This is a genomic window from Propionibacterium cyclohexanicum, assembly GCF_900111365.1.
Classification (GTDB): domain Bacteria; phylum Actinomycetota; class Actinomycetes; order Propionibacteriales; family Propionibacteriaceae; genus Propionibacterium; species Propionibacterium cyclohexanicum.
In genome coordinates this window covers 94,067-111,807 of the sequence record NZ_FOGZ01000002.1, presented here as the reverse complement: position 1 = coordinate 111,807, position 17,741 = coordinate 94,067, and the positions used below count along the sequence as shown (strand labels likewise).

Genomic DNA, 17,741 nt, shown 5'->3' with positions numbered 1-17,741 from the left:
CCGATAGGCTGACGATCATGTTCATCGCCTACTTCGTGGCCGGGCCATGGCAGGCCAACTGTTATGTGGTCTCGAAGGGTGAAGGACAGGAGGCGATCGCCATCGACGTTGGCATGGACGCCGCCCAGAGGGTGGACACGACCCTCGCGGAGCACCATCTGGAGTTGTCGGCGGTGCTGCTGACCCACGGGCACATCGATCATTGCGCTCAGGCGGGGCTGCTCGCCGATGCCCACGGCTGTCCGGTGTGGGTGCACGAGGCCGATCGGGGTCTGCTGAGCGATCCGGGCAAGGGGCTGTCGGCGCCGATGGCGGCCTCGCTCGACCGGCTCATCGGCACGCGCACCCTGTCCGAGCCGGCGCACGTCGAGTGCTACGAGCCCGGCGTCGGCCTGGCAGTGGCCGGCCTCGATATCAGTGTCATCCATGCCCCGGGCCACACCCCCGGTTCGGTGCTGCTGGGTCTGGACTCCCAGCGCGGACGCCTGCTGTTCACCGGCGACGTGCTGTTCGCCGGCAGTATTGGCCGCACCGACCTGCCCGGCGGCGACGACGCGGCGATGCGCGCCAGTCTGCGCGAGAAGATCAGGACCGCGCCGGGGCAGGCGCACGTGCTGCCCGGCCACGGGCCGTCCACTACGGTGAAGCACGAGCTGGAGAACAATCCCTATCTCACCGATTCCTATCTGGAGGTGCAGTACTGATGGCGCGTCCCAAGCCGCTGTCCGGTTTCCCCGAATACCTGCCACGAGGGCGGATGGTGGAGCTCGCGGTCCTCGACACGCTGCGGGAGAGCTTTGAACTGCACGGTTTCGCCAACATCGAAACGCGCTCGGTTGAGCCCCTGGAGCAGCTGTCCCGCAAGGGGGAGATCACCAAAGAGGTCTATGTGGTGCGCAGACTGCATGCCGAGGACAACGACCGGGGCGAGCTGGGACTGCACTTCGATCTCACCGTGCCGCTGGCTCGCTGGGTGCTGGAGCACTCCGGGCATCTGCAGTTCCCTTTCCGCCGCTACCAGATCCAGAAGGTCTGGCGCGGTGAGCGTCCTCAGGAGGGCCGCTACCGCGAGTTCACCCAGGCCGACATCGACATCCTCGGGCAGGGCGAGCTGGCCATCCACCACGACATCGAGGTGCCGCTGGTGATGCTCGAGGCGCTGGAGAAGCTGCACGACCAGATCGGCCTGGCGCCGGTGCTCATGCACGTCAACAATCGCAAGCTATCGGAGGGCTTCTACCGCGGCCTGGGCATCGAGGACACCCTGGCAGTGCTGCAAGTGGTCGACAAGTACGCAAAGATCGGTCCGCAGGCCACCTGCGAACTGCTCGTCGACGAGCTGGAGCTGTCCTCGCAGGTGGCCCAGCGGTGCGTACAGCTGGCCGGCATTCGCACCCTGGACAGCGGATTTGTGCAACAGGTTCGCGAGCTCGGGGTGAGACACCCGCTGCTCGACGAGGGCCTGGAGGAGTTGGTCACCCTCGTCGAGCAGGCACACCACAGGGTACCGGGCCGGCTGTGCGCCGATCTGTCCATCGCACGCGGCCTGGACTACTACACCGGTGCCGTCTACGAGACCGAGCTGGTCGGCCACGAGTCGCTCGGCTCGATCTCCTCGGGCGGACGCTACGACTCGCTGGCCAGCGACGGCAAGAACTCCTATCCCGGAGTGGGCATCTCCCTGGGCGTGACACGGCTGCTCGATCCGCTGCTGGCGCGTCATGAGTTCGTCGTGAGCCGCTCGGTGCCCAGCTGTGTCCTCGTCGCCGTGGACGACGAGGACAGCCGCGGCGTCTCCGATGAGGTGGCGGCCATGCTGCGCTCGCGCGGTGTGCCCTGCGAGGTGGCGCCACGAGCGGACAAGTACGGCAAGCAGATCCGCTATGCCGACCGCCGCGGCATCCCCTTCGTGTGGTTCGGTGGCCTGGTGGGCGAGATCAAGGACATCCGCTCAGGTGAACAGCAGCCCTGCGATGCCCACGAGTGGTCACCCGCCGACGATGACCGCTGGCCGAGGGTGCTGCCCGCCGAATGAGCCGGGCCGGTCCAGGCCACCATCATGCCGGGCCGGGACCGGGGGCGATCGCTGCGCGGGGCGGTCTGCGCGGACAGGGTCAGTGGGCAGGGATCGTGATGATCTGGAAATGGGCGCCCTGCGGGTCGGCGACGGAGGCCACCGGCCCGTACGCAGACTCCTCGGGGCCGCCGCGAACCTGGCCCCCGAGCTGCCTGATGGTCTCGCAGGCGGTCTGACAGTCGTCCACGGCGAAGTAGACGCGCCAGTGCGGCTCGACCGGCGGATCGAACGAAGTCGCATCGTAGAGCCCGCACACCGCGTCCTCTCCGATGCCATTGGTGACATACCGGGGCTCGCCGGGTTTGCTGTCCTCGTGAGGGCGCCAGTCGAAGACCTGCTGGTAGAAGGCCAGGTCCGCGTCGAAATCGGTCGTGAGGCATTCGAACCACACCGGAGTCCGATAGTGCATCGTGAGATCGAAGCCGGTGAAGGGTCCGGGCTGCCATGCCCCGACGACGGCACCGCTCGGCGCGGCCAGGACACCCATCGTGCCGAAGTCCGGCACCGGCATCGGCGCGACCAGTACCGACCCGCCGGCCGAGGGTGTCCCCGCGCTCGTGGCGCCGATATCGCCGGTCCCGAGATAGACCGTCCAGGCAGTGGGGCCGGTTGGCTCGCTCGTCGGACCCTCCGGTCCCATGAGGGTGGACATCGCGCCGGCCAGGGGGCCGCTCGGCCCGGCCACCAGCTGGTAATGGCCGAAGGCCTCACCCTGGTCCTGGAACTGCCAGCCGAACAGCTGGCCATAGAAATCCTCAGCGCCCTGGGGGTCGTGGGTGGAGAGTTCGATCCAGATCGGGGCACCGGTGCGCACCGCTGGTGTGGTTGATGGAGTCGTCATTTCCGCACCTCTCGTGGACATTGCCATGACGGGCCGGCGCTGGGGCGGACCCGGTGTTTCTCCGGTCTGGTGGGTGACCGGTCGCGTCCCCTCGTCGGGACGTCCTTCAAGGCTATCCGGTCGGCGCCCTGAGCACCGGCCCGGCGCGAATCCCGTGGTGAGCGTGGCGGGGGCCCGGCGTGGGGCCGTCCGCACAGGGCAGGGCCGCCGAGCAGTGCCCCGCCATCGCGCCCATGCAATGGTGGCCCAGGCCGACCGCGACCGCCCCGGTCCCGCTATGGTGGCGGCAACACACGCGCGCGGAGTTGGCCCGCATGCGGCGAGAACAACGGAGTTCAGCTATGACAATTGCCATCAAATACGGAGCGCTCGTCGACGAGCCGATCGTCGACGAGTTCGGCGAACTGGCCATTGCCGGGGGAGCAGGGGCTCTGGTGAGCAGGCTGCTCAGGATCTTCCCCGAAGCATGCCTGGTCGGCTTCGAGGACCAGCAGGCCAAGGACTTCCAGATCAAACGGCTGGTGAGCCTGGATGCGGAGAAAGACCTGGTGATCAACCTCGATGTCATGGACAGTGTCGGAGTCTTCCAGGTGCTGCACCGCCACGGTGCCGAGCCGCTCATCATGAACCTGCAATGGCTGCCCCCGCGCCACTATCACCACCGGGTCAACTTCGCCGCGATGGGCATCAGCTATGCGCTGTTCCCGACGCTGTGCTCGGGGGAACGCACGGCCACCGAGGTGGCGGAGGTGGCGCACCGTTGGGCGATCGCCCCACTGGCGAACCAAGCGCGGATCGCCTGGTTCCAGCCCGGGATCCGCGACGATCTGCTCGTGGCACGGGTCGCGACCGATGTCCCGGTCGTGCTGTATCCGAGCATTCATGTGAGCCCCGAGAAGCAACCGAAGACATTCATGTCCATCCTCAGCCGGGTTGCCGCGAAGGTTCCGCTCCAGATGGAGGCGCATCTGGGGCCACGGGATCTCGTGACCCTCCAGGCCATGCGGATGTCCTCGCCGCGTTGGGCGAAGGTAGGGCCGCTGTCGGCCGAACGGGAGAACTACTGGGAATCGCTGGCGCATGTCACGGCCTTCGTCTCCACCTCCCAGGAAGAGGCGTACGGCCTGGAGTATCTCGAGGCGCTGCTCGCCGGCGCCGTCGGGATCTTCCCGAAGCTGGCGTGGGCCACATCGCTGCTGCCGACACGCTATCCCTTTGTCTACCAATCGGAGAGCCAGGCGGCCGAGATGCTCGAACAGGTGCTGCGCGACCCGGATGCGGCTCGTGCTGCGCTGGACGAAGCTGCCGGCGGCTCGCTCAAGGAGTGGATCCTCACCCACCACGCCCGGGCAACTGGCAACGACGCCATCATCCGGCAGGTGGCCACGTGGTTCCCGGGCCTGGCCTGATGCGATATCCGCGTCTGCCCGGGGTGGGTCCACCGTGGGCAGACGCGGATATCGGCCCGTGCTGTCGGTCGTGAAACAATGACCTTCGGCCCCCGCACCGTCCATGTCGGGGCAAGAAGGGAATAGCACTGTGATCCGAACCCACGAAGCTGGCACGCTGCGCGCCTGCGATGAAGGAAAGAAAGTCACACTGGCCGGATGGGTCGCCCACCGCCGAGATCACGGGGGAGTGGCGTTCATCGATCTTCGCGACGCCAGCGGCATCGCCCAGGTCGTGGTGCGCGACGAGGTGCTGGCGTCCTCGGGGGCCCATGATCTGCGCAATGAATACTGCATCGCTGTGACCGGGGTGGTCGAACCTCGCCCCGAGGGCAATGCGAACCCCGAGATGCCGACTGGCGAGATCGAGGTCAACATCTGCGAGCTCACCGTGCTCAACCCCTCGGCCCCCTTGCCCTTCCCGGTCGACGAGCACACCAATGTCGGCGAGGACACCCGCCTGAAGTACCGCTATCTCGACTTGCGCCGGCCCCGGATGCACAATGCGCTCGTGCTGCGCTCGAAGGTGAACGCGGCCGCCCGCAGCGTGCTCGCCTCACACGACTTCGTCGAACTGGAGACACCCACTCTCACCCGCTCCACGCCCGAAGGGGCCCGCGATTTCCTCGTGCCGGCCAGGCTCTCACCCGGCAACTGGTATGCCCTGCCGCAGAGCCCTCAGCTGTTCAAGCAGTTGCTCATGGTGGCCGGCATGGAGCGCTACTACCAGATCGCGCGCTGCTATCGCGATGAGGACTTCCGCGCCGACCGCCAGCCCGAGTTCACCCAGCTCGACGTCGAGATGAGCTTCGTCGACCAGGACGACGTCATGGCGCTGGGCGAGGAGATCATGGCTGCCTGCTGGAAGCTCATCGGCGTCGAGATTCCGCGCCCGGTGCCGCGCATCAGCTGGCACGAGGCGATGGACCGCTACGGCTCGGACAAGCCGGATCTGCGTTTCGACCAGCAGATCCACGACGTGACCGAGTTCTTCTCCGATACTGCCTTCCGAGTCTTCCAGGCCCCCTATGTCGGTGCCGTGGTGATGCCCGGCGGGGCATCCCAGCCGCGCCGGCAGTTCGACGCCTGGCAGGAGTGGGCCAAGCAGCGCGGCGCCCGGGGGCTGGCCTACATCACCGTCGGCGACGATGGGGCCCTGGCCGGTCCGGTGGCGAAGAACATCTCCGAGAAGGAGCGGGCGGGGATTGCCGCGCTGGTGGGAGCCCAGCCCGGCGACGCGATCTTCTTCGCGGCCGGCAAGCGCACCGCGAGCCAGGAGCTGCTGGGCGCCGCCCGCCTGGAGATCGGGCGGCGCTGCCAGCTGTTCGATCCGAAGGACTGGGCATTCTGCTGGGTGGTCGATGCCCCGTTGTTCAAGCCCGCCAGCGAGGCCGTCGCCGAAGGGGATGTCGCAGTCGGCGCCGGTGCCTGGACCGCTGTGCACCACGCATTCACCTCCCCCAAGCCCGAGTGCATGGAGACCTTCGACACCGACCCCGGCTCGGCCCTGGCCTATGCCTACGACTTCGTGTGCAACGGCAACGAGGTGGGTGGCGGCTCGATCCGTATCCACCGCCGCGAGGTGCAGGAGCGGGTCTTCGCCGTCATGGGCCTGTCCCCCGAGGAGGCCCAGGGCAAGTTCGGGTTCCTGCTCGACGCCTTCAAGTTCGGCGCGCCGCCGCACGGTGGCGTTGCCTTCGGCTGGGATCGGCTCGTCATGCTGCTGGGCGGATTCGATTCGATCCGCGACGTCATCGCCTTCCCCAAGACGGGCAACGGCTTCGATCCGCTGACCTCGGCCCCCTCGGCCATTACACCTGCCCAGCGCCGTGACGCCGGAGTGGACTTCAAGCCCGTCGCACGCAAGCCCGGCGAACAGGCAGCCCCAGGCTCGATCCAGCACTGATCCGGTTGCGGGCCGGACGGCTCGTTCGGGCTGCCCGGCGCCGGGCCGCTCGCGCACCCATCCGGCTCCGGGCCGCTCGCGCACCCATCCGGCTCCGGGCCGCTCGCGTGCCCATCGGGCGCCGGGCACCTGATTCGGGGGCTCGGGGTGCTTCGATGGGAGCGTGATCCGGGTCAGCGAGGACGAGTTCTGGGCCGCCTGCGAGGAGGCCCTCGCAGGGCTGCCGGCGCGCGTGCAGGAGGCACTCGACAATGTCGCGATCCTGGCGGCCGACGAGCCCTTGGCCGGCCAGGATCCGGACCTGCTCGGGCACTACGAGGGAATTCCGCTCACCGAACGGGAGGGCTATGGCTTCTGCCCGCCCGACACGATCACCTTGTACCGCGGGCCGCACGAGCGGATCTGCACCTCGCGCGAGCAGGTGCGCGAGCAGGTGCGCGTGACCCTGATTCACGAGATCGGCCACTACTTCGGCATCGGCGAGCAGCGCCTCAACGAGCTGGGCTGGGGATGAACCAGCGCCGCTGGCTTCAGGCCTTGACCGTTCAATAGGCTGGGGCCATGGTTGCAGTGCGGTACACACCCAACTGGATCGATCTCGACGGCGTCTGCAATCTGCGCGACCTCGGAGGGCTGGAAGCCGCCGGCGGTGCACGGATCCGACCGAGGACGCTGCTGCGCAGCGACAATCTGTCAGAACTCTCTCGCGAATCGGCCGCAGTACTCGCCGGCGAATACGCCCTCAGCGATGTCATCGATCTGCGAACCGACATGGAGATCCGCGAAGCAGGTCAGGGACCGCTGGCACGAGACAGCGGGGTGCACTTCCACGCACTATCGCTCTACCCACGCGAGTTCCCCGGTCAGGTCACCCCGCCGTGGCTCCAGGACGAGAACCTGCAGACCGAATCCACCCCGATGCCGCGCGCCCAGGCGCTGGCCATCCACTACTTGCGCTATCTCACCGGGCGGCCCGACAGCGTGATCGGCGCGCTGCGCGTCATCGCCGGCGCCCAGGGTGCAGCCCTGGTCAACTGCGCTGCTGGCAAGGACCGCACCGGCACGGTGACGGCGGTTGCGCTGGGTGCAGTGGGAGTGCGGCGCGAGGAGATCATCGCCGACTACGAGTCGAGCAACGAGCGGGTGGTGCAGATCATCGCGCGGCTGGGAAGCCGGGCGAGCGGTGCCGGCGGTGTGCACGACAACGATGACCTGACGGTCCAGGGCCAGTCCACTCCGGCCGATGCGATGGCCGGGCTGCTCGACTTGGTCGATGAGCGCTACGGCTCGCTGGCCAACTATCTCGATGCGGCCGGGTGGACGCAGGCAGATCAGCGGCATCTCGACGAGAAATTGCTTGCCTGATCCGTCGCCCCGTAACCGTGGGCGTGCGGCGATAGGCTGCCTGGGTGGGTGAGGATCTGTTCGGCAATACCGATGATCAACCCCCGGATCCGGGGATCGGGGGCTCATTGGGTGGTGCCGTGACGCCCGATGCACCCCTGGCCGTGCGGATGCGTCCCCGCACCCTCGACGAGATCGTCGGCCAGAGACATCTGCTGGGGCCGGGCTCGCCGCTGCGCCGGCTCGCCGAAGGGCGCACGGCCATGAGCGTGTTCCTGTGGGGACCGCCCGGGGTCGGCAAGACCACCATCGCCTCGGTGGTCTCCCAGGCCACGAACCGGCGTTTCGTGGAGCTCTCCGCCGTCACCGCCGGAGTCAAGGACGTGCGGCGCGAGCTCGACACTGCACGGCGCGAGCTCGCCCACGGGCGCCCTACCGTGTTGTTCGTCGACGAGGTGCACCGCTTCAGCCGGGCGCAGCAGGATGTCCTGCTGCCCGCCGTCGAGAATCGCCTCGTGACGCTCATCGCCGCCACCACCGAGAACCCCTCGTTCTCTGTCATCTCGCCGCTGCTGTCACGTTCCCTGCTGCTCACCTTGCGCCCGCTCGACGACGAGGACATCGGCCGGCTCATCGACCGGGCGCTCACCGACAGCCGCGGTCTGCACACTCCGCAGGGGGGTGACTACTCGCTCGACGAGCAGGCGCGCGCCGATCTCATCCGGCTGGCGGGTGGCGACGCCCGCCGCGCATTGAGCTATCTCGAGGAGGCCGGCGCGGGAGCCAGCTCCGCGGGAGGCGCGCGCATCGGTGCTGACCAGGTCGCCCGGGCCGTCGACCGTGCCGCGGTGCGCTACGACCGGCAGGGCGATCAGCACTACGACGTGATCAGCGCCTTCATCAAGTCCGTGCGGGGTTCCGATGTGGACGCTGCACTGCACTATCTGGCGAGGATGATCGAGGCCGGCGAGGATGCCCGGTTCATCGCCCGCCGGCTCATTGTGCTGGCGAGCGAGGACATCGGCATGGCGGCTCCCTCGGTGCTGCAGACCGCGGTGGCCGCGGCCCAGGCGGTGCAGCTCATCGGCATGCCGGAGGCGAGGATCAACCTCGCGCAGGCCACCATCGCCGCAGCCACAGCCCCCAAATCCAATGCGGTCATCACGGCAATCGACCGGGCAATCGCCGATGTGCGCGCCGGCAAGGGCACGACGGTGCCCGTCGCGCTGCGCGACGCGCACTATGCAGCTGCCGCTGGCCTGGGCCACGGGGTGGGCTACCGCTATGCGCACGACTGGCCTCACCACGTGGCCCCCCAGCAATACCTGCCGGACGATCTCGCGGAGGTCCGCTACTACGAGCCGAGCGAGAACGGCAACGAGGCCGGTGTGCGCGAACGCCTCGAGCTGATTCGCCAGCTCCTGGCACAAGACGACCAGAGTTCCTGACGCCGGCCTTGCGGCCCCGGGACGGCCCGCTGCACCGCTGGAGGATCTGCGCCATAGTGTGGCCGCAGGGGCCGTGCTGTGGTCCGGCCGCAACGACACGAAGGGTGAACGATGAAGTCCTACAAGCTCGTGGTGACCGGTGCCGGTCACGTGGGTTCCTATGTCCTGGCCAACGCGGTGCGAATGGGCATGTTCTGCGAGATCGCGGTCATTGACACTCTTCCCGGCCGGGCGCACGGCGAGGCCCTCGATCAGCTCCAGGCGACGGGGCTTCCCTCTCTCAGCGCGGTGAACGTGCACGCCGGCACCCCGGACGACTACCGGGACGCCGACATCGTGATCTGCTCGGCCGGTCCGAGCGTCATCCCCGATCCGCACGATCCATCTGCCGAACCCGATCGCACGCTACTCACCGAAGCGAACTCGACGGTGATCCGCCAGGTGATGGGCGACATCGCCGCGCAGACCCACGATGCGGTCGTCATCCTCATCACGAATCCACTCGACACCGTCGTCTATATCGCCGAGAACGAGTTCGGATATCCGGCGGGGCGGGTGCTGGGCACCGGTACGATGCTCGATTCTGCCCGGCTGCGCCAGATCGTGGCCGGCTGGTGCCAGGTCGGGCCCAGCAGCGTCCAGGGCTACATGATGGGCGAGCACGGCCACAGCGCCTTTCCGGTGCTGAGCCGGCTGAGCGTTGCTGGGGTGCGCTGGCCCGAGCTGCCGCGCTACTACCCCTCGTGCCATGCGCTCGACCCGGAACAGGTGCGCCGCCAGGTGGTCAAGTCCGCCTATGACGTGTTCAATGCCAAGGGCTGGACCAACGCGGGTGTCGCCGAATCGGCGGTGCTGCTGGCCCGCAGCGTCCTGCTCGACGAGCGAGTGGTCTTCCCGGTCTGCTCCACGCTGCGTGGCGAATACGGCCACGACGGCGATGTTGCCCTGTCGATGCCCTCGCTCATCGGGCGCGGCGGAGTGGAGGCCCGCCTGCCCGTCGCCCTCGACGAGTGGGAGAACGAGCACCTGGAACAGACCATCGCAGCCATCCAGGCGACGATGGCCGACGCCCACACCGGGCGCTGAACCGGGGCAAGGGCCCCGGACGCCCAGCGGGATCGCCGTGCAGCTCACGAGCGCGCCGGACCCTGCTGGTCCTCGGCCGCTTCGTCCTCCCCGGCGCCGCCGCTGGTCCCCGTGGCGTCCAGGCTCGCCGATTCGTCGTGCTCGGCGTCGATGAGCACCCCCACGAGCAGCGCGATACTGACGATCCAGATGAGCAGCAGGGCGACGATCACGCCAGCGAGGGCGCCATAGGTCTTCTCGTAATTGCCGAAGCCCGAGACATAGATGTTGAAACCGACCACGGCGAGCAGCGCGATGAGGATCGCGGCCAGCGAGCCCCGGCTCACCAACGGCACATGGCGGGCGCTGGTATCGGGCGCGAAGCGGAACAGCGTGGCGACCATGAGCACCAGGAGCGCCGCAATGACCGGCCAGCGCAGCCAGCTCCACAGGCTGCCGAGGCGCGCGGCGCCACTGTCCGAGCCGAGCGTTCCGCCGATCCACGCCACGAGCGGCCCTGCCGTGAACACCACGACAACGAGAATCATGATGAGCACGAGCACCGCGGTCAGCCCGAGCTGCTGGGCCTTGAGCTTCACGAAGCCCCGGCTCTCCTCGGCTCCGTGAAGGCTGTTGGCGGCCCGCCCGAAGGCGCCCACATATCCGCTGGCCGACCACAGGGCCAGGAGGATGCCGATCACCAGGCCGAGTCCCGCACCGCCGGAATTCAGGAAGCCCTGGACGACCTGCGTAATGGTGGCGGCCATCTGCTCGTCCGGCACGGCCTTGGTGACGAACTCGTCGATGACCGGCTCCACCCGCTCGCTCTGCCCGACGAGCTTGAGCACGGAGATGAGGGCGATGAGCATGGGGAATGCCGAGAAGACGGTGTAGTAGGTCAGCGCCGCCGCCTGATCGGTCACCCGGTCCTCGCCGATCCTGGTGACCATCCCCTTGGCTCGCGCGACGAACGAACGATCGTGGGCCGCGACGAATTGCCTGGCGTGCGGGGACGGGTTCTCGTCCTTGGTGACCATGAGTACTCCTGCAGTGGCGACGATGAGGACCTTGCGCTGCGATACCCAGCTGCGTCGGCGGCTAACGGGTGTTGCGCTGCGCTGGTGGCTGACGGGCGTTGCGCTGCGCCCGTGGCTAACTGGCATTGCCAGGCAACGGTAATCCAGGTGATGGGCGGTGGGGGTGACAAGGGCGGCTCAGGTGGGGGTCATCCTGGGGCCGCGCTAGGCTTGGTCACTGGCTTGCGCGCACGGCGCTGCCGCCACCAGCGGGGGAACACCACACATGAAAGCTGCCGAGATCGGCCGACGCTACCAGGAATTCTTCGTCGCCAGGGGGCACACCGCCGTGCCCAGCGCCTCGCTGCTCTACAACGACCCCACGCTGCTGTTCGTCAATGCCGGCATGGTTCCCTTCAAGCCCTATCTGATGGGTGAGCAGCCCTCGCCCTGGAAGCGCGCCACGAGCATCCAGAAGTGTGTGCGCACCCTCGACATCGACGAGGTGGGCAAGACCACCCGGCATGGCACCTTCTTCCAGATGCTCGGCAACTTCAGCTTCGGGGACTACTTCAAGAAGGAGGCCATCACCTGGGCCTGGGAACTGGTCACCTCCCCCCAGGACAAGGGCGGCTTCGGTTTCGATCCCGCCTCGGTATGGGTCACGGTGCTGGGCGAGGGCTTCCACCCGGACTATCCCCACGGCGATGTCGAGGCCCGCCAGGCCTGGCTCGAGGTGGGCGTGCCCGCCGAGCACATTCAGGGCCGCTCCCTCAAGGACAACTACTGGCACATGGGCGTCCCGGGACCCGGCGGTCCCTGCTCGGAGATCTACATCGACCGCGGCCCCCAGTACGGGCCCGAGGGTGGCCCGGTCGCAGACGAGGACCGCTTCTTGGAGATCTGGAATCTCGTCTTCGAGACCGAGGAACTGGCCGCTGTGCGCGCCAAGGAGGACTTCGACATTGCCGGCCCTCTCAAGGCTCGCAATATCGACACCGGAGCCGGCCTGGAGCGGATCGCCTATCTGCTGCAGGGCGTCGACAACATGTACGAAACCGACGAGGTCTTTCCCGTCATCACCCGCGCCTCCGAGATCTCGAAGCGCCCCTATGGCGCCGATCATGCCGATGACGTGCGGCTGCGCGTCGTTGCCGACCACATCCGCAGCTCGCTCATGCTCATGACCGATGGGGTGACGCCGAGCAATGAAGCACGCGGATATGTGCTGCGCCGGCTGCTGCGCCGATCCATCCGCTCCATGCGGCTGCTGGGGGTGCGCGACCGCTGCCTGGTCGACCTGCTCGACGTGAGCCGCGAGTGCATGCACGTCACCTACCCCGAGGTGGACACCCAATGGGAACGCATCGGCGATATCGCGCAGACCGAGGAACGCAGCTTCGCCCGCACGCTCAACTCCGGCACCCAGCTGTTCGACCAGGCGGTGGCGCAGACCCGGGCCCAGGGCAGCACGGTCATCGGAGGCGACAAGGCCTTCCAGCTGCACGACACCTACGGCTTCCCCATCGATCTCACTCTTGAGATGGCCCAGGAGCAGGGTCTGGGCGTCGACGAGTCGACCTTCCGCGAGCTCATGGCGCGCCAGCGCGCCCGTGCCAAGGCCGATGCGAAGGCCAAGAAGGCCGGCGGTCATGCCTCCACCGCCTATCGCGCACTGCGCGCCAAGGGCGAGAGTCCTTTCGTGGGCTACACCGACCTCGACGTGTCCACCCGTGTCCGGGGTCTCGTCGTGGAGGGCCGCGAGGTCGACCATGCACAGCCCGGGCAGCTTGCCGAGATCGTTCTCGAGGAGACGCCGTTCTATGCCGAGATGGGCGGTCAGGACTCCGACGCCGGCGTGATCCGCGCCCCGAGCGGCAACTTCGAGGTGCTCGATGTTCAGCGCCCGGTGCCCGGACTGGTCGTGCACACTGTGCAAGGCACCGGCGAGATCTCGGTCGGGGACCGGGTGGAGGCAATCGTCGACGCGGCGCACCGCCAGGGAGCCTGCCAGGCCCACTCGGCGACCCATGTGCTGCACGCCGCGCTGCGCGAGCTCGTCGGCCCCACCGCAACCCAGGCCGGCTCCTACAACCGACCCGGCTACCTGCGCTTCGACTTCAGCGCGAGCAAAGGACTCAGCCCCGAGCTGCGCACCGAGATCGAGGAGCGCTGCAATGTGGCCGTCCGCGACGATCTCGAGGTGAGCGCCACCCAGATGCCGCTGGCCCAGGCCAAGCAGATGGGCGCGATGGCGATGTTTGGGGAGAAGTACCCCGACATCGTGCGGATGGTCGAGATGGGCGGACGGTGGAGCCGCGAGCTGTGCGCCGGCACCCATGTGCTGCACTCGAGCCAGATCGGCATGGTGACGCTGCTGTCCGAGCAGTCCGTGGGGGCCGGCACCCGACGCATTGAGGCGCTGGTCAGCACCGATGCCTTCGATCACATGGCAGGCGAGCGGGCCTTGGTCAGTCAGCTCACCGGATTGCTCAAGGTGCAGCCCGAGCAGCTCACCGAGAAGGTCAGCTCGCTGGTCTCACAGCTGCGGACGGCCGAGAAGCGCATCGAGGAACTCAAGACTGCCCAGCTGCTCGCACAGGTCGGCGAGATCGCCGGCTCCGCCACCGAGCGCGCCGGCGTGCTGCTGGCGACCCGCCAGCTCCCGGGGGTCGATGCTGCGGCGCTGCGCACCCTGGCCGGTGAGGTGCGCGGGCGCCTCGACCAGGGACCCGCCGTCGTGGCGCTCGTTGGCGGCAGCCCGGCCAAGCCCGCTCTCGTCGTCGCCACCACCGCGGCAGCCCGCGAGAAGGGCTGGCGGGCGGGCGAACTCGTGCGCCAGGGCGCAGCAATCCTGGGAGGACGCGGCGGCGGCAAGGACGACCTGGCCCAGGGGGGTGGCTCCGATGCCTCGCAGGCCGGCGCTGCGCTGGAGGCCATTGGGCTCGAACTCGGGCGTGGTCGTGCCTGAAGCCCCCGGCTGGCGTCCCGGCGTGCGGCTGTGCATCGACTGGGGCAAGGCGCGCATCGGCGTGGCGGCCTGCGACCGCGACGGGCTGCTTGCCTACCCGGTGGAGACGGTGCCGAACAACGCTGCCGCGCTTCATCGACTGGGCGAACTCGCTGCGCAGTACGAGCCACTCGAGATCGTGCTGGGCATGCCCACCGACCTGCGCGGCCGCCAGGGGGTGGCTGCCACGACCATGCTCGATGTCGCCGGACGAATCGGCACAGCGCTGGGACTCAACGTCCGGCTCGTCGACGAGCGCCTGACGACAGCCAGCGCGGCCCGCAGCCTGGCCCTGACCGGCCACGGCAGCCGATCACGCCGGTCGATCATCGATCAGGCCGCTGCTGTCGCGATCCTCGAACAGGCGATCGAGATCGAGAAGCGCACCGGGCGCCCCGCCGGTAACCTGAACTCGGCCGGCCGACAGGGGGTGTGAACCGTGACGCCGAAACGCGCAGCTGAGGAGCCCGACGATCTGCTGGCGCGCCGTGGCTCTGGGCAGCGTGAGAGCGCTGACGAGCTCTCGCGCAGCCCACATTCCTCCGCCGCCGATCCGGCGCCGAGGCAGGGAGCAGGCCACGAGTGGCTCGGAGCGCGCCAAGAGGCTGATGATCCCGATTCGCTGCTGGCATCGGTGCCCTACCGCGAGTCCGGTGCGCGCCGCCCGTGGCTGTGGCTGCGTACCGCGATCGTCGTGCTCGTCAGCCTGGCGGTGCTCGTCGGCGGTGGGCTGTTCGCATATCACAAGGTCAGTGAGGCATGGCGCGCCTATCAGGGCGCGGACTACTCCGGGACCGGAACCACCGAGGTCACTGTCGACATCGACTCCGGCCAGTCCGTCGCCCAGATGGGCGATCTGCTCGTCTCCCGCGATGTCGTGGCGTCTTCGCGCGCTTTCATGCGGGCAGCCAAGGCCGAGCCCCGCACCAACGCCATCCAGCCCGGTACCTACCGGATGAAGGCCCACATGTCCGCCAAGTCGGCTGTCGCGGCGCTCGTCAACCCAGCCAACATCATCTCGCACTCCGTCACCCTGCCCGAGGGGCTGCGCAACAGCGAGGTCTTCGAGCGAGCCAGCGCAGCGACAGGCATTCCGGTGGACCAGTTCCGGGCCGCCGCGGCGAATCCCGCTGCGCTCGGCCTGCCCAGCTGGGCCAAGGGCAACTCCGAGGGGCTGCTGTTTCCCCAGACCTATCCCTATGACGACCGGACCACGGCAACGAGCCTGCTGAGCGCCATGGTCACCCAGTTCAACCAGGTCTCGGCCTCCGAGGGCCTGGAGTCCGGTGCGGCAGCCATCGGGCGCTCGCCGCTCGATGTGCTCATCGTGGCGAGCATCATCGAACGCGAGACCGTCAACCCCGACTATGGCCCCCAGATGGCCGAGGTCTTCTACAACCGGCTCAACAGGGGGATGAAGCTCCAGTCCGACGCGACCGTGCACTATGCCAACAACACCTCGGGCAATGTCACCACCACCGACGCCGAGCGGGCCATCGACTCGCCCTACAACACGTACCGAATCACCGGCCTGCCGCCGGGACCGATCTCCAATCCGGGGCGCCGGGCCATCGACTCCGCCCTCCACCCGGCCACCGGTGATCTGCTCTACTTCGTCACGGTCAATCCCGACACCGGGGAGACGAAGTTCGCGTCCAATGACAGCGATCACGAGAAGAACGTCGCCCAGTTCCAGAGCTGGTGCCGGGCCAATTCCGGGCGCTGCGGCTGAGTGGCCGCGTCGTTCCAGGCCCGGCCGGTGCTGGGATACTGGGGCACATGCTTCGTTACCTCACTGCAGGAGAATCACATGGCCAGGCGCTGGTCGCGACCATGGACGGAATTCCCGCCCATGTCACGGTGTCCAGCGATGACATCCGCGACGCGCTGGCGCGCCGGCGGCTCGGGCTGGGGCGAGGAGCTCGGATGAGCTTCGAGGCCGACGAGGTGACCCTGCTCGGTGGTTTCCGGCACGGTGAGACGCTCGGCTCGCCCATCGCGATCATGATTGCCAACACAGAATGGCCGAAGTGGCAGCAGGTGATGAGTCCCGACGCCGTCGATCCCCAAGATCTTGAGGGGCTGGCTCGCAACGCCAAGCTCACCCGCCCGCGCCCCGGCCACGCCGACCTCGTTGGCATGCAGAAGTACGACTGGGACGAGGCCCGCCCGATCCTGGAACGCTCCAGCGCTCGCGAGACCGCAGCCAGGGTGGCGATCGGCCAGGTGGCCAAGAACTTCCTCGCGCAGGCCTTCGGCATCACCGTGCTCAGCCATGTCGTGGAACTGGGTGGGATCCCCGCGCAACGCGACGAATTGCCCCGGGCCGCCGACCTCGACCTCATCGATGCCGACCCCGTGCGCTGCTTCGACCCCCAGGCGAGCGCGCGGATCCAGGCGGAGATCTCGGATGCCCAACACTTGGGCGACACGCTGGGCGGCGTTGTCGAGGTGCTGGCCTGGGGATGCCCGCCGGGAATCGGCGCGATGCGCGAGGGCGACACGCGCCTGGACGGCCGGCTGGCCGGAGCCCTCATGGGCATTCAGGCGATCAAGGGAGTTGAGATCGGCGACGGCTTCGGCCTGGCCAGGCTGCGGGGCAGCCAGGCCCATGACCAGATCGTGGGCGGACCCGAAGGCATCCGGCGTACCTCGCGGCGCGCCGGCGGCCTCGAGGGCGGCATGACCACCGGCGACGTGCTGCGCGTCAGCGCCGCCATGAAGCCGATCTCCAGCGTGCCGCACCCGCTCCAGACCATCGACGTGGCCACCGGGGAACCTGCCCTGGCGCACCATCAGCGCTCCGATGTCTGTGCCGTGCCTGCCGCCGGCGTGGTTGCCGAGGCGATGGTGGCGCTGGTCCTCGCCGAGGCCTGCCTCGAGAAGTTCGGCGGTGACTCGCTGGCCGAATGCCGGCGCAATCTGCACGGCTACCTCGCCCGGCTGGCCGAGCGCGGGCTGAGCGAGGGCCAGGGAGTCGGCAGCCGGTGAGCGAGAGGACGCAGGCGACCCGCTGCAGCACCGGGCTCGCGGCCGGCGACCAGCTCATCCTGGTCGGCCCGCCGGGGGTCGGTAAATCCTCGGTCGGCCGGCAAGTGGCCAGTTCGCTCGGCCTCGACTTCGTCGACGCCGACAGCTTCATCGAGCAGACCCAGGGCCGCACCGTCGCTGAGATCTTCGCCGACCGCGGCGAGGCAGGTTTCCGGACCATCGAGTTCGACGCAACTCGCGAACTCCTCGGCCGCCGAGGGGTCATTGCGCTGGGTGGCGGGGCGGTCACCAATCCGGCGATCCGCACGCTGCTGGCAGGACGGCTCGTCGTGTGGCTCGACGAGTCGGTCGACGAGGGGGTGGCGCGCATCGGCGCCTCCACACACCGGCCGCTGTTGCGCGGCAACGTGGCCGACAACTTGCGCACCCTCATGTCCGTTCGCGAGCCCTGGTACCGGGCGGTGGCCAGCCATCGGATCGATACGGATGGCCTGCAGACCGGCGAGGTGGCCCGCCTCGTCACAGCGCAACTCACCGCGGCCGGGCAGCTCACTGGACTGCACCCCGGGCAACCGGCCATCCCCATCCCCGCGCA

14 protein-coding genes and 1 pseudogene are annotated in these 17,741 nt (G+C 68.4%); 13 read left to right on the top strand and 2 right to left on the bottom strand.

Annotated features, from left to right (window positions below):
• Positions 1 to 17 precede the first annotated feature (17 nt).
• Both BMX93_RS01715 and hisS read left to right on the top strand, forming a co-directional pair.
• Positions 18 to 704: an MBL fold metallo-hydrolase gene (locus tag BMX93_RS01715; RefSeq protein WP_091967043.1), complete on the top strand. Its 687-nt coding sequence runs from the start codon at positions 18 to 20 to the stop codon at positions 702 to 704.
• Complete coding sequence (gene hisS, locus BMX93_RS01710; protein ID WP_091967041.1) at positions 704 to 2,035, top strand: histidine--tRNA ligase; 1,332 nt, start codon at positions 704 to 706, stop codon at positions 2,033 to 2,035. Before BMX93_RS01715 ends, hisS begins: the two co-directional genes overlap by 1 nt.
• A gap of 79 nt (positions 2,036 to 2,114) precedes the next feature.
• On the opposite strand, the gene BMX93_RS01705 is transcribed toward hisS, so the two are convergent.
• The gene (locus tag BMX93_RS01705; RefSeq protein ID WP_091967039.1) at positions 2,115 to 2,918 is read right to left on the bottom strand and encodes a VOC family protein; all 804 of its coding nucleotides are present in this window, start codon (positions 2,916 to 2,918) and stop codon (positions 2,115 to 2,117) included.
• Positions 2,919 to 3,259: 341 nt separating this feature from the next.
• Between BMX93_RS01705 and BMX93_RS01700 the strand changes: the two genes are divergently transcribed.
• The 6 genes from BMX93_RS01700 (at position 3,260) to BMX93_RS01675 (ending at position 10,150) form a co-directional block, all read left to right on the top strand.
• The gene (locus tag BMX93_RS01700) at positions 3,260 to 4,327 is read left to right on the top strand and encodes a hypothetical protein (protein ID WP_091967037.1); all 1,068 of its coding nucleotides are present in this window, start codon (positions 3,260 to 3,262) and stop codon (positions 4,325 to 4,327) included.
• 130 nt (positions 4,328 to 4,457) lie between these two features.
• Positions 4,458 to 6,272: an aspartate--tRNA ligase gene (gene aspS, locus BMX93_RS01695; RefSeq protein ID WP_091967034.1), complete on the top strand. Its 1,815-nt coding sequence runs from the start codon at positions 4,458 to 4,460 to the stop codon at positions 6,270 to 6,272.
• A gap of 163 nt (positions 6,273 to 6,435) precedes the next feature.
• Positions 6,436 to 6,786 (top strand): metallopeptidase family protein, encoded by a 351-nt coding sequence (locus tag BMX93_RS01690; protein WP_091967032.1) that lies wholly within the window; start codon positions 6,436 to 6,438, stop codon positions 6,784 to 6,786.
• A 47-nt stretch (positions 6,787 to 6,833) separates the two neighbouring features.
• Entirely contained in the window at positions 6,834 to 7,637 is an 804-nt protein-coding gene (locus tag BMX93_RS01685; protein WP_091967030.1) for a tyrosine-protein phosphatase, read from the top strand.
• A gap of 44 nt (positions 7,638 to 7,681) precedes the next feature.
• Positions 7,682 to 9,064 carry a replication-associated recombination protein A gene (locus BMX93_RS01680; protein WP_425438725.1) on the top strand — a complete coding sequence of 461 codons (1,383 nt, stop codon included), beginning with the start codon at positions 7,682 to 7,684 and terminating at the stop codon, positions 9,062 to 9,064.
• A 111-nt stretch (positions 9,065 to 9,175) separates the two neighbouring features.
• Positions 9,176 to 10,150 carry a lactate/malate family dehydrogenase gene (locus BMX93_RS01675; RefSeq protein ID WP_091967028.1) on the top strand — a complete coding sequence of 325 codons (975 nt, stop codon included), beginning with the start codon at positions 9,176 to 9,178 and terminating at the stop codon, positions 10,148 to 10,150.
• Positions 10,151 to 10,194: 44 nt separating this feature from the next.
• Here BMX93_RS01675 and BMX93_RS01670 read toward each other — a convergent pair whose 3' ends face one another.
• Positions 10,195 to 11,292 (bottom strand): YihY/virulence factor BrkB family protein, encoded by a 1,098-nt coding sequence (locus tag BMX93_RS01670; RefSeq protein WP_091967026.1) that lies wholly within the window; start codon positions 11,290 to 11,292, stop codon positions 10,195 to 10,197.
• Positions 11,293 to 11,431: 139 nt separating this feature from the next.
• Between BMX93_RS01670 and alaS the strand changes: the two genes are divergently transcribed.
• From alaS to BMX93_RS13205, 5 genes and pseudogenes are all read left to right on the top strand, one after another.
• The gene (gene alaS, locus BMX93_RS01665; protein WP_091967024.1) at positions 11,432 to 14,116 is read left to right on the top strand and encodes an alanine--tRNA ligase; all 2,685 of its coding nucleotides are present in this window, start codon (positions 11,432 to 11,434) and stop codon (positions 14,114 to 14,116) included.
• A 22-nt stretch (positions 14,117 to 14,138) separates the two neighbouring features.
• The gene (gene ruvX / locus BMX93_RS01660; RefSeq protein ID WP_218139186.1) at positions 14,139 to 14,591 is read left to right on the top strand and encodes a Holliday junction resolvase RuvX; all 453 of its coding nucleotides are present in this window, start codon (positions 14,139 to 14,141) and stop codon (positions 14,589 to 14,591) included.
• 3 nt (positions 14,592 to 14,594) lie between these two features.
• Positions 14,595 to 15,887, top strand: a complete 1,293-nt coding sequence (gene mltG / locus BMX93_RS01655) for an endolytic transglycosylase MltG (protein WP_245725674.1) — start codon at positions 14,595 to 14,597, stop codon at positions 15,885 to 15,887.
• Positions 15,888 to 15,934: 47 nt separating this feature from the next.
• A complete protein-coding gene (aroC, locus tag BMX93_RS01650) occupies positions 15,935 to 17,146 on the top strand; it encodes a chorismate synthase (protein ID WP_091967253.1) in 1,212 nt (403 codons plus the stop codon).
• Positions 17,065 to 17,664: pseudogene (locus tag BMX93_RS13205) on the top strand (shikimate kinase); the annotation flags it as partial. The gene aroC and the pseudogene BMX93_RS13205, both read left to right, overlap by 82 nt.
• Positions 17,665 to 17,741: the final 77 nt, after the last annotated feature.

Excerpts from the sequence above, each read along its gene's own strand:
- BMX93_RS01715 (WP_091967043.1), top strand. The coding sequence starts at position 18 with ATGTTCATCGCCTACTTCGTGGCCGGGCCATGGCAGGCCAACTGTTAT.
- hisS (WP_091967041.1), top strand. The coding sequence starts at position 704 with ATGGCGCGTCCCAAGCCGCTGTCCGGTTTCCCCGAATACCTGCCACGA.
- BMX93_RS01705 (WP_091967039.1), bottom strand. The coding sequence starts at position 2,918 with ATGACGACTCCATCAACCACACCAGCGGTGCGCACCGGTGCCCCGATC.
- BMX93_RS01700 (WP_091967037.1), top strand. The coding sequence starts at position 3,260 with ATGACAATTGCCATCAAATACGGAGCGCTCGTCGACGAGCCGATCGTC.
- BMX93_RS01685 (WP_091967030.1), top strand. The coding sequence starts at position 6,834 with ATGGTTGCAGTGCGGTACACACCCAACTGGATCGATCTCGACGGCGTC.
- BMX93_RS01675 (WP_091967028.1), top strand. The coding sequence starts at position 9,176 with ATGAAGTCCTACAAGCTCGTGGTGACCGGTGCCGGTCACGTGGGTTCC.
- BMX93_RS01670 (WP_091967026.1), bottom strand. The coding sequence starts at position 11,292 with ATGCCAGTTAGCCACGGGCGCAGCGCAACGCCCGTCAGCCACCAGCGC.
- alaS (WP_091967024.1), top strand. The coding sequence starts at position 11,432 with ATGAAAGCTGCCGAGATCGGCCGACGCTACCAGGAATTCTTCGTCGCC.
- aroC (WP_091967253.1), top strand. The coding sequence starts at position 15,935 with ATGCTTCGTTACCTCACTGCAGGAGAATCACATGGCCAGGCGCTGGTC.